Here is a 25,947-nt window from a genome sequence, read left to right on the forward strand (position 1 = left end):
GGTGGTTTAATAGCAATGTGAAAGACAACAATAAGGCCGCCATTGTGCGGCTTTATTGTTTTTGTAGTAAAAGCAACCGAAAAAAAAGGCGGGGCTGGAAGCGAAGAAAGCAGGTTGAATAAAAAGTAAACATCAAAAAATTTCAGCAATGTTGGTCTGACTTGAGGCTGGTAGGTTCTTCACTGTTGTTGATGGCGTAGGATCTATGCTGTTCTGAAATATTTTCAGAACAGCATAGATCCTACATTTTCTTTAATCATTATCTTCCCTGGATTTGGCGTCTGCTTTCAGGCCGAGTGCTTTTAAACCTTTTTGATGCGCACCAAAATACGCTTTTGGAAAGGGTTTATCGCCGTGTATGGTGGACCATACGTATTCACTGAATAATAAAGCATCTTTATCGATCAGATCCGGTTTAGAGAAATCCATTTTTTGCGTCATCGGTGCTAACCTGGCGGTGGTTTTACTTTTGATCATGTTCTTGGGGGGATTCAGCTCATTGATGGGGATGGATGGCGTCAGGCAATTATAGGCTGTATAGTCAGGATCTTGTGTAAAGCACGCTGTCATTAATGGAGCTGTTGCCACCAGTTGGTTCATAGGTTGTACCCCGAATATCTGGCAGATGGTATGCAATACGGATGACTGATTGTAAAAATGACTGATGATAGTATCACGTTTTACCTGAGGTCCTGCCACCAGGCAGTAGGAACGGTGTCCATCCACATGATCGGTACCACTTTGAGGATCGTCTTCATTGATGAATATAGCCATATCCTTCCAGAAGGAACTTTTCGACAGCGCTTCCACTACTCTGCCTGTTGCCCAGTCATTGTCTGTTACATAGGCGCGGGGGGTGGGCGTCTCCTCGCTATACCCACTGGTATGATCATTGGGTAAATAAATGATCATAAATTCAGGGAGACTGCCTGCGGCCTCGTATTCCTTCAGCGCTTTGATGAATACGTCTGCTCTGACCTGATCGGTAATATTCATGTTCCAGCCGGGATAACGCAAGTCGCTGTATTTCTCCAGGCTTTTCATCGCGTATGAGCATTGGTACCGGGCAGAATCGTTTTTATTTTTCCAGGCGTTATATACATCGGTCCAGGTCTTTCCTTTGGTTATTTCAGCAAGATCTGTTTCTCCAAAATTTCTGAACGAAATGCCTTTGCGCAGTAAGTGATTCCAAATGAAGCCACAACCTGCATAAGATAGCGGATCTGTTCCAAAATCGTAGGCGCAATGACCATTTGAAAAATCTTTTTCATGGTAGGGAGTAGTAATTCCCTGGATGGCCCATTGGTGCCCATCACTCGAATTGACACCATTACAATAGTAATTGTCCAGCAGCACAAATTGTTTGGCAAGTTCGTGCGTGTTGGGGGTTACCTCTTTTCCAAATTCCACCAGTTTGGGATCGCAGTTGCCTTTTCCAAAATCGCCTAATACCTGGTCAAATTTTTTATTCTCTTTAATAATATATACTACGTGTTTTATAGAAGATGGTTCCCCGAGATGATCAGGGACGGGTTTAGGCTTAGCGCTTAAATTGGTGCCGGCCTGTGCTCTTAGTAATTCTATAAAATGAAATCCTTTGCTGGCTTCAGTTGTATAGGTGTCTAACTCCGCTTGATTACCGGGAAGTGTCACTTTTTGGATCTGTCCTTTCAAGGCCGTCACATTGCCAATAAATAAATTATTTCCGGCAATGCCTATCGTTCCCGGAAAGCCTCCCGCTGCAATAAAGCCATAAGGAGCTTTCTGTGGGAATTTCGGATCTATGAGTGCAATTGAATTATTGCCGGCATTGGCTGCGAGTAACGTTTTCCCGTCGGCGCTGAATGCCAGTGCCGTTGTCAGGCTGCCATAGGGAAGAGAAGGATCTGGTTTGGTGCTGATGGTATGTACGACTTTTAAGGTCCTGATATCTATCACACTAATGCCGTCACCACTATCATCCGTCACATAAAGTAATTTGCCTTCAGGAGATAGTGTCATTGATTCCGGGTGGATGCGGGTGGCAATCTCAGTAATCTTTTTTCTTGACTGAATATCAATTACGGTAACGGAGCCTCGCAGTGCCACAGATCGTTCATCCACTGCGACGTCTGTTCCTGCCGATTTTTCTGTTCTATCTCCTTTCCCAGGATGTGGGCCCCCGAAATTGCTCACGAATGCGAGTTTTTTGTCTTTACTGATGATAACAGCATAAGGACAAACGCCTACCGGGATCGTGTTTAATACCTTGCCCAGGGCTAGGTCAACAACGGCAATTTCATTTGTAATAGCAAGGGCAACGAAGGCGATATTATTTTTGCATAATCCAATTCCCAATGGGTTGGTCTTTTTATTATTAGCGGATAGGTCGATTTTCTTTGTCAACGTAAATGTGCCCGATCTGCTAACATTGCCTACATATAAATTCTTTTGCAGCCCGGTAAAATAAATAGTAGAATCGTTGTCATCCACGGCAAGGCCATTCATAGATCCTGATTCCTTGTCGGGATAGCCAATGTTACTAAGTGTTTTAAAGTCTTTTGCATCAATAAAAGTCAACTGTCCGTTGGTTTTCGTGATGAGTATATGTTGTTGATGCGCGAATTCCAGGTTCAATACCCTGGTTCCTTTTGTTAAGTTAAGGCTTTGCCCTGCGGGATTCAGTATCTGACCATTTGCCAGCAGTTTATCGCCGGCCAAAGAATAGCTCCGGGTAGTATCTACAGGTTTTCTGATATCCTTGTGCGGTGCCGTTACCTGCGCCTGGATGTTCTGCGTGGCCAGTAAAAAGCAAGCAAAAATGATTTTTGGAAAAAAATGCTGTCCCGTCTTCATCATATTTTTGGTAATTATTGAAATGAAATGTTATTAAAGAACGCATCCTGGAATTTGGTTGCGGACTTAAAAATACAGTGGCGGGTTCAACTCTGGATGAACAAGATGGTACAAAGATAATTTTAGGAACGATAAGATATTGGTTAATTTGCAGTTATGCTTTCTGTATCGGGAAGTAGTCTTAAGGCACCTATTCAGGGGCCGGGAAGCTTTTTTTAACATCGCCCCATTCAGCTATAATGCGCCCGAATCATTATCTTTAACGACGTATGAATGAAGGTAAATATATCCTATTCTTTCTGGGCGGTTTGGGGGCCTTCAATGGTCTTGTAATCAGTATTTATTTGCTGTTCCTGTCACGGAAAAAAAATCTGTCCGCCTTTTTTTTGGGATGCTTGTTGCTGATGCTGAGTATCCGGATTGGCAAGTCCGTTTTCGTGTATTTCAATCCGGCATTACCGAAGATCTATTTGCAGATCGGGTTGTCGGCCTGTTTTCTGATTGGTCCTGCCCTGTATTATTTTGTACGATCCACCTTGGAACAGCGCACCAATTTTCCCCGGTCATGGAAATTACAGATCGCTGCACTGGTGGGGATTATCCTGCTGACCGGCATACTGTTTCCCTATGCTATATATCCCAGATACTGGAACCACTATATTGTTTACTTCATTTATGCGGAGTGGCTCCTGTATATGATTGCTACAGCTATCGCGCTCCGTCAGCAATGGGCGAAGCTCTTTGTCAGAACACCCGGAGCCTCCAACCCGGAAAAATGGTTACTGGCTATCTATGCCGGTAATGCGCTGATCTTTTTGTCGTTCCTGTTGTCCTTATTCCTGGCACCGCAATACAATATCTATTTCAGCAGTGCGCTGATTTTTTCCTTCCTGTTATATCTGGTTATTTTCGTGCTATTGTACCGGAAGAAAACAAATGATCTTTTTAATACGGCTCCTCCCCGTTACACCGTCAAAAAGATAAGCGATCATGATGCAGCCACTTTGCTCAATGCGCTTGATCAACTGATGGTGGAAAAAGAATTGTACAAAAATCCGAATCTGACCCTGGGAGAACTGGCAAAGGCTGTCAACCTGTCAAGCCATCAATTATCGCAGGTATTGAATGATAACCTGGGCAAGCCATTCTCCTCCTTCATCAATGAATACCGGATCAATGCCGCCTGCAAAATGATCACGGCCAATCATCCCTTTTCGCTGGAGGCCATCGGATATGAGGTGGGTTTCAATTCCAAATCCACTTTTTATGCCTCTTTTAAAAAGATCAAAGGTACCACGCCTCTGTTGTATAAAGAGAGGCTGGATAAAAGCAAAGCCTCCTAAGTTTCTCATTATTAATTATTTGATCCCGGCCCGGATTTACTACAGGGTACGGAATTATAAATCCGTACTACTACAATCATCAAACAGGACGTCGTCTGTCCGGCAACGGCATAGTTTCACCCTTTTTAAACAAATGTGGTGCTATGCTTCGTTCTTTATTCGTTCTTCATTGTTGCATCCTGGCTATGTTGTCTCTGCAGGCACAGGTAACTATTAAAGGTAAGGTGATAGATAGTGTCAGCAGTACTGGTATAGGCTATATCAGTATATCCCTGCTGGCAGTACCTGATTCCGTGCGGGTCAAAACAATGCTGTCCGATCCGGACGGGCTTATTGAATTGACGGCTGTTCAACCAGGAAAATATACGTTGTTCTTTTCCTCTCTGGGCTATACCTCCAGGTATAAGCCTGTTGAAGTATTGCCACATCATACGATGATTGATCTGGGTGAGATCCGGATGGTCAGCCAATCCAGGGCCTTGCAGTCTGTGACCATCAGCGGTGAAAGGAGCGCTGTTCAATACCGCGCTGACAGGGTAGTATTGCAGGTGGCGGGCAATAGTCTGTATAAAACAGCTACCAATGTATTTGATATAGTACGCAAAGCGCCTGGTATAGCGGAGAATCCAGACGGAACCCTGCTGATGTCAGGCAGGAATACACCCGTTATTTTCATTAATGGGAAACCGGTGCCTATGAGCGTTGAAGAGCAGCAAAACTATTTAAACAGCCTCTCTCCCGACCTGATTGAGTCTATTGACATTATCAGCAATCCGTCTTCCAGGTATGATGCACAATACAAGGGAATCATTGACATCAAACTTAAGCGCGATCAGTCGCTGGGCTGGCAGGGAAATATCAGCTCCAACTACCGGCAAAATGATTACGCTTCTTCCGAAAACAATGGGCAGCTGACCTTCAAAACCAAACAATGGATTTATTCACTCAGGATGGGATACGTGAATGGGACCAACCCCTATCAATACAAAGCTTTGCAACACCAGGCCAATACCAATTATATGGCCACGAATACTATGAACAGTACCCGACTTAATAATTTCAATGCCCAGCTAGGTATTGAATATGCTATTAATAAAACGCAAAGCATCGGGATCTCCGGCAAGAGCTATCAATCCAATCGCGACCTGCACTCTTTCAATACCCTGCATTTTACTGATTCTACACAAAAAAAGACCGTGGGCTATACACAAAGCATTAATCAGGCAGCACCTTCTCAGCAGAATAATGCTATCAACATCAACTACGATGGCAGGTTTGGCAGGCATCGTTTGAATGTATTCGGTTCTTTCACAAAAGTAGAGAACAGACAAAAAGAGGATATTCAAAACCGTGATCAACTGACCAGTAACCTGATAAGCTACTGGAAAACATCTTTACAAAATTATATCGATCTCCGGACCATACAGGCAGACTATTCGGGTCAATTGTCCAAGGGTTTGCTGGAAGCAGGAGCGAAATTTGCCTTCATTACCACACGTAACAATCTGCGCTATGATACATTGAATAATGAGAAATCTTTCGTGCCCGATGCCAGCCGCACCAACCAATTCTTGTATGACGAATACATCAGTGCAGCATATGTTTCCTATGAACACAAAGGTGATAATTATGCGGCGAAACTGAGTGTGCGTGCCGAGCATACTTATACAAAAGCGAACGCCATTACTATGGATGCCATTGAAAAAAGGAATTATCTTACCTGGCTGCCGGGCGCCAGTTTTTCCTATAATATCAATGCGAATCAGCAGATCAATCTTTCCTTTACCCGTCGCATCACTAGGCCCGGTTTTGATCAGCTCAATCCTTTCCGGTTCTATTTAAGTCCGTTAAATTACTGGGTGGGTAATCCTTATCTGCAGCCGGCTGTAACCAACCTGCTGAACCTTTCATATAACAACAGGAATTTTAGTATTTCACTTTCCCTTGGGAGAGAAGAGAATCCTATGTCGCGCTACCCGGAGTACAACAAGATCACGAATGAGTTGCTGTACCTTGGCAGGAATTTACCTTACAGGGATTTTGGCAGTATAGAATCAGGCTATGGTTTCACGATAACAAAATGGTGGAAGACAAATCATACAATGGGCATTTATTATAATAAGGAACAGACACCTTACTTCGGGGTTACCTATGCCATCGGTATATTAGATTATACCATCAATGGCAGCCAGGTCTTTTCATTACCTAAAGGATTCACAGCTGACCTCTCGTATTATTACAAATCGAAAAGTGGGAATGGGCTTTACATCAGTGCTCCTATTACATCGATCAATATGGGCCTTCAAAGAAACTGGCTGAACGGAAAACTAAATACCAAATTGAATTTTTATGATCTTTTCAATACTAACCTGGTAAGATTGACTTTCCGGGAAAAAACAATTATCGACAACCGTTTCTCTCACTGGAACGGTAACCAAAGGTTTGTGGCCACTGTAGCCTACAATTTTGGAAAAGCAAACTACAGGGCCAAACAAACCAGAACGACCGATGAAGAAAAAAGGGTTAGTAATTAATGAACTGTCTGACCCGAAGCGGCAAGTATTTGTAGACAAGAATTCTTCCTGCGCCCAACCAGGAATTGAGAAATGTTCTTTAACTTGAACGCTTTATTGTAATATATGACAGATGGAAATACAAGATAAGAAACTAGCCACCGCAATAGAAGCTATATGGGACGCCGCCGAAGTGCTGTTTGAAAAAAAAGATTTAGCGCGGTATGTGTTGAAGCTTGAAGAAGCATGGGATCTGTTGCCTTTACCAAAAGAATTATATGATGATAGCTATCATATTGCCAGCTTTATTGCAGAAACATATCTTGAATTAAAAGATTTTCCTTACGCGCTGAAATGGGCGAGAACCCTTCAGCATTGCGACCCGGAGCGTGCAGATGATGGTGGGAGAGAATTTATTTTAGGTAAAGTATTGTTTGATAGTAAGGAGATGAGTGAGGCAGAAGTACAACTATCTATTGCTATGCATAAATCTGCCGGCCGTGTATTTGAAGGGGCAGATGAAAAGTACCTGCATGCATTTAAAGGTATCGCATCTGTGGTGGAAGAAGAGTTGCCGGACAGTATTTATGAGCAAATAGAACAATTGTCTGAAGCGGGGAATGATCTGGCAGATGCTGATAATTATGATGGCGCTATCGCTAAGTTCACGGAAGCCTTGGAATTGATCCCTGCTCCTAAAAATAACTGGGAAGCCAGTACCTGGCTATATGCGAGCATAGGTGATATGCAGTTTTTAAAAGATGATTTCAAAGCGGCGGCAGATAACTTTTTTGATGCATTAAACGGTCCGGATGCACAAACCGTAGGATTCATTCATTTGCGTTTGGGCGAGTGCCTGCTGGAATTGAAACAGGAAGATAAATCCCTCGATCATTTATTGCGTGCTTACATGCTGGAAGGAGCGGAAATATTTGCAGCAGAAGATAGTAAGTACTTTGATTTTCTGCGGGAACGTGTTGAGCTGTGATATTATTATAAAAGAACAATCTTTCAAACTATACTGAATGAAATTTATTATACCTGTTTGCTGCTTATTTTTTTTATTTTCCTGTACTGGCCCATCCTCTCAAACAAATAACAGCGCCGTTACAGCTGTGCAAAAAGATAGTGCCGCTGCAATGCCGGATTCTGGTAAGCATGTAACTACTACTTATACAAGCAAACTGAGAAAGGGAGAAACATTGCTGAAAGGAAAAACATACCTGGATACCCTGCAATTTATTGACCTCAACACTTATGGAGATGATTACCTGTTAATAGCCGTAAAAGGAAAAGATACTTTTTCATTTGTTTATAATAATGTAGACAAACCAATTAAACTTGATTGTGGCGACCAGATTAGCATTCAATGGAATATGGATATTTATGAACCTGCAGGCGATCCTGAATATAAATATCCCCGGGAGTTTATAGCAAGTCATACTTTATTGAAGCCTGGTAAACTGGCACTGCTCAGGCAACAGCAAACATTAAAAACCAGCATTGTTTGCGAGGATAATGAAATGACTGATGAAAGCAAGGATCAGATTGACAGAGCCGCATTATATTACCTGGCCAATTCAACGGAAACGGCTATACGTGATATTGTTGGCAGTGGAAAGAAGAACATTATTTGCACGGTAGGTAAAAGGGAAAGTAATGAGCAGGAAGTATTCACTGTTACGTTGGCAACAGCAGATGATCAACAGATCTTTAAACGACTTTTCTTTAATTTTGAAAAGCCTTATACGCTTTACGAATAAGGATTTTCTCAGGCAATACCACCATTTACCCGGATAGTTTGCCCGTTTACCCAGCTGGCTTCCTGACTGGCGAGGAAAGAAACGACATTGGCAATTTCTGATACTTCTCCTAAACGTTCCAGTGGCGATAGTGTAGACATGTGTTGAATCTGTTCTGCTGTTTTTCCTTCAAAAAACATTTCAGATTTTATCAGTCCGGGTGCAATGGTATTGACAGTAATGTTTTTCCCGCGCAGTTCTTTGGCAAATACTTTGGTGAAGGCTTCTACGGCTGCTTTTGCGCCAATGTATACACCTAAATTGGGTGTGGCAGTAGCTACTGCCGTACTGGAAAAATTAATGATGCGCCCACCATTTCGCACATATTTGGCGGCACATTTAAAGGAATGTAATGTGCCGCGGACATTTACATTAAAGAGATAATCAAATAGTTCGTCATCGCTTTCTATCATAGTTTTTACTTTGGAAACGCCGGCATTATTTACCACAATATCGATGCCGCCAAATGTAGCTGCTGTTTCGGCAAACAGTCTTTCCATATCCGGAAAGCTGGCTACATTGGCTTTTATGGCAATAGCCTGACCATTGTTTCCCTTGATTTCCTGTACAACGGATAATGCGTCCTGCTCACTGCTCACATAGTTCACTACTACTGCATAACCTTCCTGACCGAGCTTTAAAGCAATGGCTTTACCAATGCCCCTGGAGGCGCCGGTTACAATGGCTGTTTTCTGAGTTTTCATCTGAATAGATATTTTAGCGAAGGTCTGCACTTTTTTAGTGTGCGGTATGGTGATGATTTAACTATTTGCAGGAAATATCAGGAGATGTGTTAATCTTCACCGCCCTGTGTGGCAAATTCGGTAATGAGTCGCAGATGATCGCCATAAGTGTAGCCGGCGTCTATCAATGGAGCGTATTTCAGCTGGAAGTTTTTTAATATAATACGGGCCGCGGCATCTTTTTCTGTAGGGTTAAATACGCTGCCAGCTTCATCAAACAGGAACCAGTCGCCCTGAATGCTTTTGCAGGATTCGCAGTGGTTGTACCAGTAATAACCATCTGCTGTTTGAGAATAACCTGATTTGTAATCGGGATAATAATCTTTCAGAAAAGCCTGAAGATTAGAGGAGATATCTGATATCTGTTGAAAGAGGGTGAAAAAATTCTGCTCCAGCCATACTGCTTCATCCCGTTCATTCATATCTTTCTCATAAAAATAATTGCTGGCAATGGCAATAACGCGGTTGCTGTGATCACATTTCCAACAAGGCCGGTCTGCATGCGCAATTGTTAATTCGCTGGACAGGATAATGGGCGTATTTTTTTCCGGAATCCACTTATCCACTTCCATCAGGAGATCGTAGCGGTCCTCCGGTAAATACCATGTTTGGGCTGCAGCATCCCACATGGCGCCCTTAGATTTGGCATCCTCTTTTTCCTCGAAGGGAACATTCAGTTGTAAAGACATAGATGCATTTAAGATGAACACTCTTCCCTGAATTTAAGGAAAATCGGGCAATACCGGTGCATTCATATGTTCATAATTCTTAATTTACGACTGCTAAATATGTATGCAAATAATGGTACCAGGAGCAAAACCAACCACCAGTACCAGCTATGCCGGGGCGGCGCTAATACCATGGCCTGTGTATTTCCCTGATAATTTAACGCAGCCCAGTAATAAGGAAGTTTATGCATGTCCGTTACCTGCCCGTCATTCAGCCAGTTGAGCTTGGCCTGTTGTAAAGCCACCGCAGCATTTTTTTGTGTGGATAATAGTTTATAAAACTGCTGCATCAGTTGTGGGGCAGTAGCATCATTTACATTCCAGGAAGCCGCTACCACAGCGGGAGTGCCGGCACCCATAAAAGCATGCGCCAGGCTTTGGATCCCTTCTCCTGTTACGAGCCTGCCGTCGCCGGTGCGGCAAGCGCTCAGCACTACCATGGCCGGGTGTTGTTGCAGCCCGTCCAGCTCAAATAAATAAAATGGTGCATCATACAACACGATATGTGGTGCTGCAATATTATCTTTTTTAATAAAAGCATGTGTGCTGATATGTACAATAGCAGATTGTGTTAATCCCTGCCTGAAACTGGCCGTAGTGGCCTGTTCATTTACATACCAGTTACCACCTGCAATAACCGGTGTCATTAATTCCTTTTCCTTTGTCACTCCCTGTAAATCTGCTAACCCTTGCTGTTGCGATATAAAGAAGCCGCTGAATCCTTTTTTATTAGCATCGGCTAACATTTGCGACTGCCACGTACGGAGGGAATAGGCATAGGAAATGGTGGCCTGTTTTATCAGGAAAGGCCATTTACTGATAGTAGCATGGTAAGTACTATCTGTTACCAGCGCCTCTGCGGGCAAGGTGCTCAGCACACCATCGGGCATCAGGATATAGGTGTTGTTTGTTCGTAAAGGATGCGTGGCAAAAATTTGCATATACAGCCGATATGCGGCGTTATAATATGCTTTAGGTGTATTCGTCATGGCTTGCGCCCCTTCTTCAAAATAATGCTGCTTAAAATCGCGGATAGCCTCAAAATTAATGGCTTGTTTATCTGTATAGCGGATACCCTTGTTGTCCAGTTCCACTGTATATAATGTATTGTTGCCGGCAAAGTAAGTGCGGATCAGCTGACCCGGTGCCAGTAATTTTGTGATACTATCGGTAGATACCTGGTCACCGGCGATGGCAGCAGCAGGACGTATCTTTTTGCGTAACGTGGCCAGATCCCAGGCTACACGTTGTTCCCGCAGTTTCAGTAAACTATCGCTACCACCTGTTTGTAGAGCTTCTTTACGATAATAACGCTGCGCCTGTTCCAGCAACCGGATACGTTTATGAATACTATCAGTTCCCTGGTAGTGTTCCTGTTGCTGCATTTCTTCCCATAGTAACTGGGATTTACTGTTTTCCATAAACTGCAGCATCACTTGCTGGTATTGTGTTGCGTGGGTTGTCTGCCAGCAATTATATGCAGTGGCAATAGCAGTTTCATAACGGAAACGACTATCTGAAATGGCAATTTCTTTGGAGGAAGATGACACGTACTGGTAACGCAATTCTTTTTCTGTGGCAAAGCATAAACGGTATAGGTCCAGTGCAGCAGCAGGTTGCCCTTGTAAATTATACACAGCGGCTCTGGCAAATAGCATATCCAGCAACGTGTATTCACCGTAGATGTCCGATGATTTTAAATAACGTATATCCTTTCCGGGTAGTAGCAGCCGCGCACAGCTATCCAGCCACGGCAGTGCTTTTTGTGGCTGCTTTAAATTGATGTACAGTTTAGCGAGGCGCTGGTACAGTTTAGCCTGTTCACGTTTACGTAATACCCTTTTGCCTTCAGGCATGGCAACTGCCTGCTGATAATATTTTATCGCTGCTAAGGGCGTGGATAAGTAGATGTCGCCAGCCTGTTGATAAGCCATGAATAGCCAGTGTGCAGCTTCCGGATTGCCTGGAGGTTGTTGTTGCAGTATATGAATGCTTTGCAGTATACTTTGTTTGGCAGCTGCAAATTGTTGTAACTGCTGACAGGCATCGGCCTGTTCAGATAACAACAAACCATAGATAGCACGCCGCTTATCGGCTAATTTGGCGCCTTCCCGGCAATATACCAATGATTGTTGCAGCTGCCCCATATTGGCTGCTGTATTGGCAAGGTTGCTGTAAGTGGCGGCCATTGCCTGTTTGTCTTCCAGCTCTCGGGCAAATTCCAGCGCTATTTGATGGATAAATAAAGCTTGTTCATAATCGCCCAGCCGGGTATAGTTGTTGCCCAGTGGTTTGAGAATATATTCCAGTACCAGGCTGGGGTCTGTGACGGCAGTATGTTGTTTACCCCATTCAAAGGCTTGCTGGTAGGCATCTGTAGAGGATACAATATCTCCGCTTTGTAATAACGTATATCCCTGGTTGATGAGCAGATCCAGCCAGGCTTGTATTTCTTCTTTGGTTTGCGGTACCCGCCATATTGTTGCTGCAGCTTGTTTCAGGAGCGTTGCTTTTTCTGCAGGTGTATTGGCCGGGTATTGGATCTGTGCATAGATCCATTCCGTAAGCTGGTTGCTGGTCCTGTATTGCTGTAACTCGTTTTTTAACTTACCGGTATCTGGCAGCTGCCAGGAAACCAGCAGCCAGGCGACTGTCAGTAACAGCCCCCATCTTTTAAGTAAAAGGATATATACGCGTGCTCCAGCCATATTAATCAGAGCTGAAGTTATGATTTATTATAGTCTGTAGATAGCGTATAAAAAGAAACGGTTAGGTGTATCGCCGCTTATTTGCCGCAGATATCGCAAACCGATAGCAGGGCCGGTTTTTACCTTCCCTATCTGCAGGTCGGCAAACGGGGCGGCATTAATACTGGCGAGCCATTGAGGATTACCCTTCAGCGTTTTACTGACAGTGTTAACGATGACAGTGGGTTGCTGACCTTTACTCAGGTATACTTTTGATTCGATGGCAGTTTGTGTGGAAATGTTTACTTCCGCTAAAGTACCAATGCCAATGCCTATCCAATTATTTATGTTATACCGGAAGTGCAGTGGTACCAATTGTAACGAATTACGGGTGATAGTAGTAGCAGTGCTTCTGCCGGTAATGAGATAAAGCTGCCCGTTAACAGTAGTATCCCTTTGGGTTGGTGCAATAGCCGTTTCCGATGATTCTTTTTCCGCCAGACCAGCATAGGCCTCTATCTGGAAGTAGGGCCTGTCGGGTGCAAACGATGCCAGTGAAGCGCCTATCTGTAAGGCCCCCTTTAACGTATAGTCGCGGCTGTTAGGGGAGAAATTGTATCCTGCAATGATGCCGGGAGATATACCTTTCTTGAACCTTGCCGTGGCGCGGTTGGTATATATCGGCTCGTTTTTATCAAATATAATGGCAGCGCTGCTGCTGAAAGGGAGCTTCTTCGGCTTCTTCTTAAATGAAACAGTATAAGTGACAAAGCCTTTGGTAGAATCGGGATCTGTTACACCCTCCTGGCGTAAGCCGGGCAGGTAAATATTCCGGAACACAAAATACACGCTGTCTTTTGTACGTACGTTTTCTATGCAGCTCTGCGACTGGTAGGCGGAGCCGCAGGTCATACAATCGGGACTCACCTGTTTAAGCTGAATGGTTTGTGTATTCAGTTGCCGCGGGACGGCAATGCCGATGGCTACTTTTTTCGCAGGCCCCTGGCCGGTATTTTGAAACTGTATTTTATAGGTCAGCTCTTTTCTCTTTCCAATAAAACGATAGTTGATACGATGTTTTTTCAGCTGTAGCCGGTTAGGGTCGTGTGACGCTACCACAGCCATTTCCAGCTCATACACTTCCGGTTGCAGCAATGCATTGTCCGGCACCATCATGGCCGTCATAGTAACGGTGGCATTGGTATCCCGGATCATTTCCGGTAAAGTGTGCATATTGATAAAAAGAAATTGCTCTGAAGCAGTGCCGGCGTTGCTGTAATGTAATACGGTATGACTGCTGTAAGTGCTTTGCATGGACTGTATCATCGCTTTGGCTGCTGCATTGTTTACTGCTGCAGGTGCATCATTGGGGCCACGCGCATAGGCGATGTCTGCATCATGCTCCGGCGCTTCCAGCTTTGCCAGCAAGGCTTGCAGCGAGCTGCTGTCTTCTCCGTGATAACTTCTTTTTTCTGTTAAATTAAATCCGTCATGACCAAATTCTTTCTCATTAAAAAATAATAATAAAGAACCACTACCGGCATCACCAGCCACATTACGATAGCCTATAAGCGCCATGAAATCCTCTCCTGGTTTGGGATTGCGGTTAATCTTCATTTCTATATTGCCGGCTCCATGGAAAAAGTTCGATGCCCAGGCACTGTTTTTCACTGCCTTCTTTATTTTAATGGGCCTCGGTTTGGTAGGAGGCGCCTTACCATCGTCGTAGTTGTTGGTAGCGTATAGCCGTATGGGATAGGTGCCGGTATCTTTATAATGAAGTACCGGATTTTTGCTGAAGCTGAAAGTACCGTCGCCCAGCTCCCAGAAGTAGGTGTAAAAAGAAGAGGGAGCTCCTGCTATTTGCCGCAGTGGGCGTAGCTTTGCTATCAGTTGTAAACTGTCATCGTCTCCCTGTACAATGATTTCTGCCGGCACGGTATCTTGCGAAAGATCCGGTGGCAAAGGTTTTAGTGGCGCCTGCGCCATAGCAATAGCATGAAAAAAAAGTAACAGTGCGATTATAGGGATATAACGTTGCATACCATATAAATGTAAATGAAATATTATATAAATCAAAGCAATAAGCCAACCCGATGGGATTGACTTATTGCTTTTCCATATTGGAGTAACTGTAAACGGATAATTGGTCGGTTATTTCGAATTCATTCCCGTAATCAGTGTTAAAAGGGTGGCAGCATCCACAGGTTGCAGGTCAAAGCTCACAGTGGTGTAGTTATCACCGGCCGCAGGTGTACCTATCACCACACTCTTTTGTTCCGCATAGAACTGCCCGTTTACTGCACTGATAGCCAGGAAGGTACCTTCCATTCCGACAGGAATAGTAGTTTGATAACTGTGAAAACCTTCTTTACCTGCGGGCGGAGTCATGATCACATTGTAAAATTTCAGCAGGGTATTAACGTTTTTAGGTTTGAAAAAAAGCATGCTTGGTTGTTCGCCGCTGTAGAGGGTACCGGTTTCTGGATTGAAGTGATTGGTGAAATAAGCCATCACAGTAGTTTTGGGATTAGTTGTAGCAACCAGCCCATCGCAGTTCACCCATTTAATTAAGCTATCTAAACGGAAGTCCATTGTACCATTCGCTGCGTTAAACAATGCGTATCTGAACTGTGTCTGATGCCATGACACGCCTTTGGCTACAGTTCTCTGCGAAGTAATGCTCACAGGTTGGTTGATGTAACTATATCCGCTAACGGTGTAAGTATAGGTAGTATCACCACCCCACATTGGTATCTCATTATTTGCTCCGCCGTTAACCTGTTTGGCAGGCACCTGTACGCCTATACCCCGATCATTCTTCGGTTGCAGGCCAAGGTCCTGTTTGTTCTGGACTGCTTTCACGAAAAATTCTCCATAAGACACCAGCATCCGTCCATCGTCTGTCATAGTAGGTTTGTCCAACAAAATCATCGAGCTCACATCCCTTATCTCCCTGATACTGATATCTACTGGTCCTGTCACAGGTGCACCACTGGCCGTAACAAAAATATTCGGGGGGATATTGAATTTTGTTCCCTGAGAAGAGGTAATGGTACCACCGGCAGCGCCGTCTATACTAAAGTGTTCAAATTGTGGTGCTTTGCTGGTAAGCAGTTCAGTCAGCATTTTTGCATCCAGTCCTTTTGCAGGTGCATCTGCCGGACTATCATTTTTTTTGCAGGAAGATATCGCCAGTGCGGCTACTGCTAAACATGCGAGCGTTCTTAAGGATAATGTTTTCATAAAAAAATTATTTTTGTTGAGTAATTTTTTTGCTTGTTTGATAGTAGATCAACCAACCTTTTATTTTGTTACCCCCTTTTTCAGAATAATTTTTCAGAAAGATGTATTTTTAGCCATGGCGTGTTGCTATCACCCAATGCAAATCAATCCCAGATGATGATTCACCCCGACCAGCGATACCTGGATGGCTTACTAAAAAACGATACCCGGCTGGTGCAGGAGATTTATGAGCGTTTTGCAGGAAAGATTAAATACTATATTCTGCAAAATCAGGGTACGGAAGACGATGCGGCAGATATTTTCCAGGAGTCTATTATAGATGTATATAACCAGGCTAAATACAAGGATCTGCAGCTTACCTGTCCCTTTGAACCTTTCTTTTTACTGGTCTGCAAAAGAAAATGGCTGAATGAGATAAAAAAAAGAGGTCGTCAACCGGTAACAAAAAAGCTGGATGATTTATATGATGTAGGGGAAGATGTATTTGCCGCGGCAGAACAGGTAGTGCAGGAGGAGGCGCAAACGGGATTGTTCCTGGCGCAGTTTGAAAGATTGGGGGACAAGTGTAAAGAAATTCTTCGTAGCACTTTAACCGGTGAGGCCCAGGAGAAGATCGCAGAAACATTGGGTGTTACCTACGGCTATCTGCGAAAAAAGAAATCGGAGTGTATGGCTACGTTGTTATCATATATACAGGCTCAGAAAATTTAGTGTATGGCTGCTTATAATAATGAAGATATTGTTCGTTATGTTGATGAAGACATGTTACCCGGAGAGCGGGAGCAGTTTGAAGCAGCATTGCAGGAAGATGCCGCTTTGTCGGCAGCGGTGGCACAATACCGCGCGCTCAGGAGTACGTTGTCGGCGCGTTTGCAGCCCGATGAGCAGGTTAAACTCCTGAAAACTAAACTGGAGGAGTTACGCCCAAAACATTTTGGCAAAGAGCCGGCAAAAGTGGTATCCATGAAAAAATACTTCATTGCTGCCGGTGCTGCAGCCGCTGTGCTGGCGGGTGTGCTGCTATTCCGTTATTCCCATGATACAGACTACATGGGTAGTTATGGGAATATTGAGATGCAGGTATCTGCGGAGCGGGGTAACAATGCAGATTCATTGTTGCAGTCTGCCGCATTATATTTTAACGAGAAAGCCTATACGAAAGTGATCCCTTTACTGGATGCTTACCTGAAAACGGATAGTAGCAGCCAGACTGCCCTTTATTACAGAGGCGTGGCGGCTACACATACAAATGCAGTAGCAGCGGGGTTGGTGGATCTGGAAAAAGTATATGACGGGGAATCAGTATTTAAGTATGATGCCGCATTTTATATAGCCCTTTATTACGCGCAGCAGCAAAAGCATAAAGAAGCTTTCACCTGGCTGGAGAAAATCCCTGCCGATGCTTCCGTTGCTGCTAAAGCTGCTGCACTCGAAAAAGAGTTGAAGTAAGTTTAGTATTTATCGTCGTTAATCTCCAACCAGTATCCATCAGGGTCTTGCAGATAAATCTGCTGTACGCCATCTACTCTTTTGTTAATAGTGTTAGCATGACCCGGCCAATCTTCATAAACGATTTTATGTTGATCCAGCACTTCAATAAAGTCTTTCATGGAAGGAACACTGAAACACAGGTGCGTGTTTTTATCGTGCACCGTCGCTTTTGCTGCACCGGAAATGATATGTACCTGGCAATGGGCGCCTACCTTAAACCAGCTGTGACGGCCATCCTTAAATGGTTCGTCCATCGCTTCCAGCTGAATGATATCGCGGTAAAAATGGGTACTGCGTGTAAGATCCACCACATATAATGCCATGTGATTCAGCGATGGATACTTTTTCGTTTGTCCGTTCATGTTAGTGGAGATACCGGTTAATGCTATCAGCAGAAAACAACCGGATAATAAAAAGTTTTTCATACAACAAGATAATCAGCAGCGGGGAAAAGTGCAACAGGAGCGTAATCTGCAATTGTATATAAATAAATATAATATTTATTTTAAAAACACTTTTGGCATTTCTAATCGTAATCGCTTCAAAATATTTTTATTATTTAAAGAGATGTAATTGTTTTTGTAAGAAAAGATGAAAATATTTTTATTTTCTGAAATGAATGTCTATTTTTAAAAACAACCAAAAACTGAACCACAACGGCCGCCACTACCACATAGAAATATCAGATGGGGGAGTGGCCGGCACGGGTGGTGAAACTTAATTACTTTTAAAAGCGACGGATTGTATAATGATATCCAGCTTTTTAAGTACAGGTAAATCTGAACGGATCATTTTGTCGCCGGTCACCTGGTCATATTGTTTAGGATCGCCGGTGTTATTGGCTTTCAGCACAATCACTACACCTTTTCCTTCCAGCGTGCCGCCTTGCCAGTTGTTGACCATACCACTATTCGTCCATTCAAAAGCATTGATTTTAAAAGGACGGCCATTTACCTTTATTAATTTATCCAATGGATCACCGGCTTTAATACCATAAGGAGATTTCCATTTGGAAGGGTAATGCGAAAAGGTGACAATGTTTCCGTTATCTCCATCAAACTGCACTTCCAGTTCATCATCTGTATCAGGATAGATCACGTATGCTTCTCCGTCTTTATTACCTGCCAGGTTGATCGCATCATGCTGTGTTACATTGTCTTTTCCATACATTTCTACTAACTGTTCCGGTGTGCGTACCTGGAATAACGGACGTACTTCCCAATTGCGTGTATCCGTTGCCGTTGCTGCGGGAGCAGCGGTAGTGGTAGCAGCCGCTCCTTCTTCCGCAGCAGTGGTAGTAGTTTGTGAAGTACCTGCAACAGTGCCTGCGGCCGGTGCATTGTTGGCGGCAACCACCTCAGCAATGGTGGCCGGTGGTTTTTTGCCGGTAACAGGACCGGTATAAGTAGTCAGAAAATCAACTTTATCTTCCTGCAGCGCTTTCGTTTCACCCTTGTATTTGTTGGCAGTATAAGTGGCAATGGGGAATACACTGTTGGTTTCCAGGTTCATGCTGCGCAGATTGGCAATAAACCGCTGCCGGTTGCAATCACTGTACTGAAAGAGATATTTCAGCGCAGCATCCAGTGCCACAGGATCCTTCTTCAGACCAAAAAGGGTGGAATCTACATCCAGGCCGGCAGTACCGCTACGCGTCAGTTGCTCTGCAATATAGCCTGTGATGGAATCATGCGGCAGTTGATAATGAGCGGCCACCCGTGCTGAGAAATCGTCTATAACGGACTGGGCGAGCTTCGTTTGCGCGCTTAACATCACCGGGAAGGTAAGGGCAACCAATATAAAAAACCTTTTCATGTGTGCTGTATTGATAATAGTGAATACTAACAATGGTAACTACTTTGAGAATCACTAATTTATGTAATATTTACCATAGCCGTTACAATTGCTGCCAATTATTGCAGGAATATGTTTAACGTACAGATACCGGAATATAGTATTTTTAGTGCGGGCCCATGATAAAAGTAATGAACACCTAAAACTGTATAGCAGCATTAATGTGACCCGTTTAGGCTGCCTTTAGGTTTGGTAAAGTCCTGGTAGTACTTTTTTATCTGCTCATAAAGGTCATATGTTGTTGCATTTTTCACAAATGCATAACCCGGATTATACTGCTGCATAAAACGTTGCAGACTATCACCTTCCAGTTGGGTAACCTTATTTACCAGCGTTGGCGTATACACATTGCTAACGAACATTTCCTGTTCCTTATTGAGCAGCATCTTTCTGAAATTTGCTTTTTTTCTATTCTTTTTTATCTGTGTAACGTGGTACAACTTATTAATGTCCACACTCATGCCCCTGTATACTTCGTACCATTTAGCGCGCCGGAAATTCATCTCTTTATCATATTCCTCCCTGAATCTGAGCGAATCTTTAAAAAAATTATATTGGATGATGTGTACTGTTTTCAGTTGCACCCGGTTGCCGCTTGAACTATCGGCTGTTTTATTTTGGGCAAAACCGTTGACAGCAAACAGGCATAGCAGTATTATCCATATCCTTGGTAAGGGTCTCATAAAGGGTTAAATTACTTTTTTTCCCGTTTATTAAAAAGTTAAATAAACATACCTTAGCGGACAGAATATATCCCATGAAATATCAACAGCTTTTCCTGAAAAGTGTTTTGTTAGCATTGCTGGCGGCGTTTTCCCTATCATGTAATAACAGTAAGCAACAAAAATTTACAGTGACTGATGTGCCTGATCCCAAACAATCCGGCGGGGGCTATGTCAGTAACCCTGATCACCTGATTTCCGATTCTGCAGTAAATGTATTGAATGCACAACTGGCCGAACTGGATAATGCCGGCAAAGTGCAGATAGCCATTGTAGCGCTGCATAGCATTGGAGCAAACGAGTCGCGCGATTTTGCACACCAGTTATTTAATCATTGGAAGTTAGGCAGGAAAGAAACAAATAATGGTCTGCTGATGCTGATGGTAGAAGATGACCATAAACTGGTATTTGAAACTGGGGTTGGCATAGAAGCTGATATGCCGGATATTATCTGTTTCCGGATTCAGCAGGAGTACATGATTCCCCGCATAAAAGAGCATAACAATGATATCGCTTTTATTGATGGTGCACACGCCGTTTCTTCCCTTTTCTATAATGGTAATTATGCTTTTGATAATCTACCGGATGCACCGGCACAGCAAACAGATGCTTCGTTACTGGCAACGGATACATCTGGAACGCGACTAACAACAGATCAGGGATTGGAATACGTCAAAACAGGGCATTTGCCTGGAGAGGAGCAACCGCCTGCAGCTGCAGCGGGGTTTTCATTGGCATCGCCTGATAACAGGATGGGAGATTTTTCCTTTTGGACGATCATTGCCTGTTTGGTTATTTCTGCTCTTATGATGCGTTTTTTCTTTGGAAAAAAAATCAAAGCGAAGAAAGCAGGTGCTGATGTGGAACCGGTAAGTGTAAGATCATTACCGAATGAGTTTCTGCGTCCACGCTGGTTTGGATTGTTATTGATTCATTTGGCTGCGCTGTCTGTGATGGGGTACCTGGTAGTCAAAAAATATGCAGATGTAGGCGTTATGAAAACCCTGCTGATATACTACATAGTATGGGTGGTGTTTATGCATGTAGCTATATTGATTATTGCATTGCGTGCCGCTATTGCATTAAAAGCGGTTAACAGGCATGAAAAATGGCTGCGGCTGGAGATGTTAAGACGGAGCCTTCATCCTGCCGGATACATTTTCCCGCTTCCTTTCCTGTTGTTCTATCTGCGTTGGCTGAAATCGCATTTGAATCACCTGCGCAATGACCCGTACGATTGTCAGCATTGTTCAAAACCTATGCATAAGCTGGATGAAAAGGCGGATGACCACTACCTGGATAAAGCACAGGTATTGGAAGAACGGTTGGAGTCAGTAGATTATGATGTGTGGAGATGTGATGCCTGTGATACCCAACTGGTATTGAATTACACGAATATGCAGACAACATATACGGATTGCCCTTCCTGCGCACATAAAACGTATCAATGCCAAAAGACAAAGACGCAAAAAAAAGCGACTACCTATACGGCGGGTTGGGGAGTCAGAACATATGTTTGCGCAGCTTGTGCTTATACGCACGACTATACGTTTGAAATTCCTAAAATATCTACATCGTCCTCTTCTTCTTCTAATAGTTCTTTTTCCAGCTCTTCCGACTGGGGCGGCGGATCTTCCGGTGGTGGTGGGGCAAGCAGCAGTTGGTAGAAAAGATAAAGCTATTGAGAAGAAGCTGTTAACAATTGTTTTCATCTTCGCTCAATAGCTTTATGTTTTGTGTGAAACTAGAAGTTTGTATTGATAATCAATGTAGCTCTGTCTGAAGCAGCAAAATCCATTGGTATAATACCAAAACGTCCTTGCGTGTTACTGGTAAAATAACTGTTCAGATTAGGGTTGATGGCATTAGAAACAGTGGTGATGCTGGGAATGCCGAATATCAATGATTTGTAGCCACTGGTAAAGTTGATGTACAATACACTGAGATCCCCGTTTTTTGCTTCGCTGAACAAGCTGGTGATGTTGTTCCATTTGGCATTGTTGTCGGGTACCTGGTACTGGTCCTGTACACGCAGATTAGCTGATCCGTTGTTGATGGAAAAAGTGGTATTGTCTGACCAGTTGGTGGCGTCAATACCTTTAGGTGTGTTGTTCGCGCCAAATCTTCTTAACAAAACAATTTTGCCCCTTACCTGGCCCAGGTTAGGGACAGTGGCTCCGAGGCTCCACTGGCCAGGATTCTGCTGTACATAACTGTCGAAAGTTTGTTCAAAAGTCTGGGTGTTGTTTGTCGCATTATACTCTTCTTTCACACACATCACAATTGTTTCTGTGGGGTGACTGTTTAAAAAGCTGAAGCAGGCATTCAGTACATCATCAAAATTCTGGTTTTGATAAATAGAGCCATGGTGAATAGCAAACTTATCGCCAATGTGGCGGCATCTTACATCCAGAAAACGGATGCCGGCATTCAGCTGATCGGCAATAGTGAGGTTCTGGCACTTTGCAGTACCGGATACCGGTTCAAAGCGTGCACCTGAATCGTGGGTGCCCGGAATGGATAAGCGCGATACAGCAGTGTTGTCGCTTATCTGCCCCATCCAATCGGTAAGAGAAAGGGTAGTAGCGCTGCTCTTTATTTGCGCTGTTTTTAACGGTGTAATAGCCTGATCATCAGCAGGGGTAATCAGATCTTTTTTACAGCCAAACAAGGAGAGGGCTGTGAGGGCAATGGAAACGGGTAAAAGAAGGGTATTTCTTTTCATAGTAATTGAATTTAATTACAGAGAACACCGCAGGTTATAGGGTTAACTATCCCGTTACTGAAAATAATATTTGCATAACATAAAAAGAGCCGGCTTAATAGCCAGCTCTTCCTTGCCAATATAGTATGGTTAATTATCGTTTATCTTACCTACCACTTTATAGCCAGTGGTGCTATCTGCATTCTTTACTGCCTGATAGTACATGCCATCCGGTGATAAGAATAATTGCTGTCCATTGATTTCCACTGAGCGGCAGTTGTCCGGTAACTGGGAAATGATATTGTCATTTCCGCTATTGTTGTTATCCGGTGTATTGTTGAGCATTGTTACTGTCTTGTCACCAATTTTACCATTCTTTCCTACCACTATATAACGTCGGCCGTTGTCGGTCATTGTTTCCTGGTAATAGGTGCCATTCAGTTCGTAATAAGTATTACCATCTACCTGTATTTCGGTTGCTCCATCCGGTAAGTTTGGAACAGCTGCGCCCATTGGGGCATCAACTACTTTATAACCTTTATCAGTACCGGTAGATTCATAATAAGTACCTCCATAGTAATACATTGGGCCAAAGGAGGCGCCCAGTGAATAGTAGCCAAAAGGCAGGGTAGATACATAAAAGCCTAATGGTGGAAAAAATGGATTATACCGGTAGTAGTATGGTCTGCGCCATGGGTGGAAGAATCCTCCACCATGATATATCCGGCCATAAGAACCGCGATAATAGCCCGAACCATGATAATATCCTCTGTTTACGGGTGCTGATACCCGTGGAGAACTACTGATACGTGGGGAAGATGCGCGGGGGGCGGAAATTCGTCCGCCACTAAAGTGACTTCCGCCTCCACCACCAAAATGACCTCCACCTCCGTGTCCGCCTCTCTGGGCGTATGCGTTGTCTACTGTAGCTGTGATTAACAGGCCAATCAGCACTAACAGTATATAGAATCTGTTTTTCATTTGTTTTAGCATTAACTAGTAGTCGTCATGTCAATAGCTTCATTTTTCATCCTGATATTGGACGGTAAATGGGGGCAAAGGTTTAACGGCAGAGGAGAAATCGGGCAGATAAATCTTTTAAGATATAAAAATTTTTCTATTCCTGTATGAGGGCTTATTGGGCGCTTGTTGTATTAATAGCAGCCATAAAGCGGGCAGCTAACTGCGCTATTTCTGCTGATCTGGCCACGTGATTGATCCAGTGTGCCGGTATGGTATCCATACCATAATGCAATCCAGCCGCAGCGCCAGCTACAGCACCGGTTGTATCGGTATCTCCACCCAGGTTTACGGCTGTCAGCGCGCATGTTTTGTAGGAGCTGGTATTGAGCAGACACCAGAAAGCGCTTTCAAGAGTATGTACTACATAACCGGAGCTGTTAATCTGTACTTCCGGAAACGCGGCTATATTATGGCGGAGTACCCGCTCGTAATACTTTACTTCAGCCGGGTTAAAATGATGCGTGTTTAAATATCCGTTTACAGTATGCTGCATTTGCAGGTAAGCCAATTGCAGGTCTTTTGCAGACAGCAGTATGCGTAAGTATTCCACATAAATAAAACAAGCCAGTACGGAGCGGAAATGCTGATGAGTAATGCCGGAAATTTCTTTTATAATGTGATACCGGATGTTGATATCGTTTTCTTTTGCAAGAAAAAAAGCGACCGGCATCATGCGCATTAAAGCACCATTGCCATTTTCAAATTCCTCAAAGCCACCTGTTACTAATGGGGAGGTACCGGTGGCTACTCTCTGCAGTGCTCTCCTGGTAGTATGTCCAATGTCAAATACTTCATTATGAGCGCCCCAGTAACCGTGTTGGAACCATTGTACAAAAGTATGGGCCATGGTATTTATATCGTATCCTGTTATGAGGCTTTCTGCCGTGCAAAAAGTAAGGGAAGAATCGTCTGAGAATGTTCCCGGCGGCTGATTCCAGCAACCATATCCGGTGAGCTGATCAACAGGATTTTCTGAAAGATAGCGCCTGGTCTTGAATTCTACAGGTACGCCGAGCGCATCGCCGATGGCAATACCATAAAAAGCACCTGATATTTGTTGTTGCATACGTGTAGGATGACTAACGTTAAAGATCGTATGAAAAGATATATTGAATATACGAATTGGGATGATTATGACATCATTTTTTTCATCGATACATACAAATTTTTTTCAAATTTTGTATATTCATTTTATTCATTAATACTTTGATCCGTTCATTCTCATTCATTGGCATTACGGCCATAGTAAGCGGGTTTCAGATATTACGGTTTGTTATCTTTGCATTATAACACTAAACTGTCGTTAGCGTTAATGCCAAGCCGCTGTAGCTAATCTGTTGTTCAAGTAGTCATTCTCTTAATTATTATTTGTTAAAACTAATTTTCAGAGAAGATGATTGAATTATCCAACCGTTTTTATGATCTGTCGAAATACTTTACTGTCGCTATTTCCATTTATTTATTGAGCAAGAAACCAACCCAAATGCAAGCTTTTCTTTTTAACAGACAATTTCAAACATGTACGTTTTTAGGGAACTATCATTATCAACTCTTCTTCTTTGTGCTGAATTAGCCATGCAAAGGAATTATTAAAGGCATTGGACCTGCTGTAGCAAGCTGTATCACTATTGCCCGTTATGATTATTACGCATCGGATGGAGATGCTGTAATGTATAGAGAAAAGTATAGAGAGTAACCTGTATTCATTGTTTGTTATTTCACTGGCATGCTGCACGCATAGCCGTATTGTAGAAGCATTACAATCATAAACGTATTCATTATTTGTTATTTCACCGGTATGCTGCACGCATAGCTGTGAAGGAAGAATACTGTAGCGGTGAGCGTATTCATTGTTTGTTATTTCACCGGCATGTTATACACATAGCCGTAGAGAAGAAATATTGTAATCATGTGAACATCCGTTGTTTGTTACCTTATTGTAATTCGTGGCGGTATTGCCTTGGCAGGAAAGTGTGATAACAGAAATGAGAAACTGATATAAGCCAGGATAAGTAACCATTTAAAGCGCATACACAATAGGGTGAAAATACATATAAGGGGCTGTTTTTCCAGGCGGTCCGGTTTTATAAAATAAGATTATTAACATTTAACTCATATCATAAATGGGGTTATTGTACATACATAGATGGACTGTTTTTCCAGGCGGTCCGGGTTTAGAAAAATATTAAACCAATGAATAGTTGCAAGTATGAATGATGGAGTCAATAGGGATTACTTTTCTAAGTAGTCCCTCTA

General features: G+C 43.3%; 19 protein-coding genes. 7 read left to right on the forward strand and 12 right to left on the reverse strand.

Annotated features, from left to right (window positions below; genetic code table 11):
* Positions 1 to 252 precede the first annotated feature (252 nt).
* Complete coding sequence (locus CLV51_RS08615) at positions 253 to 2,838, reverse strand: bifunctional YncE family protein/alkaline phosphatase family protein (RefSeq protein ID WP_106527648.1); 2,586 nt, start codon at positions 2,836 to 2,838, stop codon at positions 253 to 255.
* A 266-nt stretch (positions 2,839 to 3,104) separates the two neighbouring features.
* Here CLV51_RS08615 and CLV51_RS08620 point away from each other — a divergent pair, with 266 nt between their 5' ends.
* The 4 genes from CLV51_RS08620 to CLV51_RS08635 all read left to right on the forward strand — a co-directional run bounded on the left by CLV51_RS08620 (position 3,105) and on the right by CLV51_RS08635 (position 8,454).
* On the forward strand, positions 3,105 to 4,178 hold the full coding sequence (locus CLV51_RS08620; protein ID WP_106527649.1) for a helix-turn-helix domain-containing protein: 1,074 nt from the start codon (positions 3,105 to 3,107) through the stop codon (positions 4,176 to 4,178).
* 143 nt (positions 4,179 to 4,321) lie between these two features.
* Positions 4,322 to 6,712 carry a TonB-dependent receptor gene (locus tag CLV51_RS08625; RefSeq protein WP_106527650.1) on the forward strand — a complete coding sequence of 797 codons (2,391 nt, stop codon included), beginning with the start codon at positions 4,322 to 4,324 and terminating at the stop codon, positions 6,710 to 6,712.
* Positions 6,713 to 6,824: 112 nt separating this feature from the next.
* Entirely contained in the window at positions 6,825 to 7,679 is an 855-nt protein-coding gene (locus CLV51_RS29425) for a tetratricopeptide repeat protein (protein ID WP_211301971.1), read from the forward strand.
* A gap of 37 nt (positions 7,680 to 7,716) precedes the next feature.
* Entirely contained in the window at positions 7,717 to 8,454 is a 738-nt protein-coding gene (locus tag CLV51_RS08635) for a hypothetical protein (protein WP_106527651.1), read from the forward strand.
* Between the two features lie 8 nt (positions 8,455 to 8,462).
* Here the strand turns inward: CLV51_RS08635 and CLV51_RS08640 are convergent, their stop codons facing one another.
* The 5 genes from CLV51_RS08640 to CLV51_RS08660 form a co-directional block, all read right to left on the reverse strand.
* Positions 8,463 to 9,197 carry an SDR family oxidoreductase gene (locus CLV51_RS08640; protein WP_106527652.1) on the reverse strand — a complete coding sequence of 245 codons (735 nt, stop codon included), beginning with the start codon at positions 9,195 to 9,197 and terminating at the stop codon, positions 8,463 to 8,465.
* Between the two features lie 89 nt (positions 9,198 to 9,286).
* Positions 9,287 to 9,925, reverse strand: coding sequence for a DUF5710 domain-containing protein (locus CLV51_RS08645; RefSeq protein WP_106527653.1), 639 nt, complete (start codon positions 9,923 to 9,925; stop codon positions 9,287 to 9,289).
* Positions 9,926 to 9,987: 62 nt separating this feature from the next.
* The gene (locus CLV51_RS29900; RefSeq protein WP_425430492.1) at positions 9,988 to 11,397 is read right to left on the reverse strand and encodes a CHAT domain-containing protein; all 1,410 of its coding nucleotides are present in this window, start codon (positions 11,395 to 11,397) and stop codon (positions 9,988 to 9,990) included.
* Positions 11,398 to 12,699: 1,302 nt separating this feature from the next.
* Entirely contained in the window at positions 12,700 to 14,694 is a 1,995-nt protein-coding gene (locus CLV51_RS08655; RefSeq protein WP_106527655.1) for a PKD domain-containing protein, read from the reverse strand.
* A 111-nt stretch (positions 14,695 to 14,805) separates the two neighbouring features.
* Complete coding sequence (locus tag CLV51_RS08660) at positions 14,806 to 15,897, reverse strand: hypothetical protein (protein ID WP_106527656.1); 1,092 nt, start codon at positions 15,895 to 15,897, stop codon at positions 14,806 to 14,808.
* 153 nt (positions 15,898 to 16,050) lie between these two features.
* Here CLV51_RS08660 and CLV51_RS08665 point away from each other — a divergent pair, with 153 nt between their 5' ends.
* Together CLV51_RS08665 and CLV51_RS08670 are read left to right on the forward strand one after the other, a co-directional pair.
* Positions 16,051 to 16,608 carry an RNA polymerase sigma factor gene (locus CLV51_RS08665; protein WP_106527657.1) on the forward strand — a complete coding sequence of 186 codons (558 nt, stop codon included), beginning with the start codon at positions 16,051 to 16,053 and terminating at the stop codon, positions 16,606 to 16,608.
* Positions 16,609 to 16,611: 3 nt separating this feature from the next.
* A complete protein-coding gene (locus CLV51_RS08670; protein WP_106527658.1) occupies positions 16,612 to 17,346 on the forward strand; it encodes an anti-sigma factor family protein in 735 nt (244 codons plus the stop codon).
* Between the two features lie 2 nt (positions 17,347 to 17,348).
* Here the strand turns inward: CLV51_RS08670 and CLV51_RS08675 are convergent, their stop codons facing one another.
* From CLV51_RS08675 to CLV51_RS08685, 3 genes are all read right to left on the reverse strand, one after another.
* Entirely contained in the window at positions 17,349 to 17,813 is a 465-nt protein-coding gene (locus tag CLV51_RS08675) for a VOC family protein (protein ID WP_106527659.1), read from the reverse strand.
* Between the two features lie 292 nt (positions 17,814 to 18,105).
* Positions 18,106 to 19,203, reverse strand: a complete 1,098-nt coding sequence (locus CLV51_RS08680; RefSeq protein WP_146151252.1) for a hypothetical protein — start codon at positions 19,201 to 19,203, stop codon at positions 18,106 to 18,108.
* A 197-nt stretch (positions 19,204 to 19,400) separates the two neighbouring features.
* Positions 19,401 to 19,925: a hypothetical protein gene (locus tag CLV51_RS08685; protein ID WP_106527661.1), complete on the reverse strand. Its 525-nt coding sequence runs from the start codon at positions 19,923 to 19,925 to the stop codon at positions 19,401 to 19,403.
* Positions 19,926 to 19,999: 74 nt separating this feature from the next.
* Between CLV51_RS08685 and CLV51_RS08690 the strand changes: the two genes are divergently transcribed.
* Positions 20,000 to 21,631: a TPM domain-containing protein gene (locus tag CLV51_RS08690; protein ID WP_106527662.1), complete on the forward strand. Its 1,632-nt coding sequence runs from the start codon at positions 20,000 to 20,002 to the stop codon at positions 21,629 to 21,631.
* Between the two features lie 77 nt (positions 21,632 to 21,708).
* On the opposite strand, the gene CLV51_RS08695 is transcribed toward CLV51_RS08690, so the two are convergent.
* From CLV51_RS08695 to CLV51_RS08705, 3 genes are all read right to left on the reverse strand, one after another.
* On the reverse strand, positions 21,709 to 22,689 hold the full coding sequence (locus tag CLV51_RS08695; RefSeq protein ID WP_106527663.1) for a phosphatidylinositol-specific phospholipase C: 981 nt from the start codon (positions 22,687 to 22,689) through the stop codon (positions 21,709 to 21,711).
* Between the two features lie 129 nt (positions 22,690 to 22,818).
* Entirely contained in the window at positions 22,819 to 23,649 is an 831-nt protein-coding gene (locus CLV51_RS08700) for a DUF6515 family protein (protein WP_106527664.1), read from the reverse strand.
* Between the two features lie 154 nt (positions 23,650 to 23,803).
* Positions 23,804 to 24,757, reverse strand: coding sequence for an ADP-ribosylglycohydrolase family protein (locus CLV51_RS08705; RefSeq protein WP_106527665.1), 954 nt, complete (start codon positions 24,755 to 24,757; stop codon positions 23,804 to 23,806).
* Between the last annotated feature and the right edge of the window lie 1,190 nt (positions 24,758 to 25,947).

This window comes from Chitinophaga niastensis (assembly GCF_003014755.1).
Lineage (GTDB): Bacteria > Bacteroidota > Bacteroidia > Chitinophagales > Chitinophagaceae > Chitinophaga > Chitinophaga niastensis.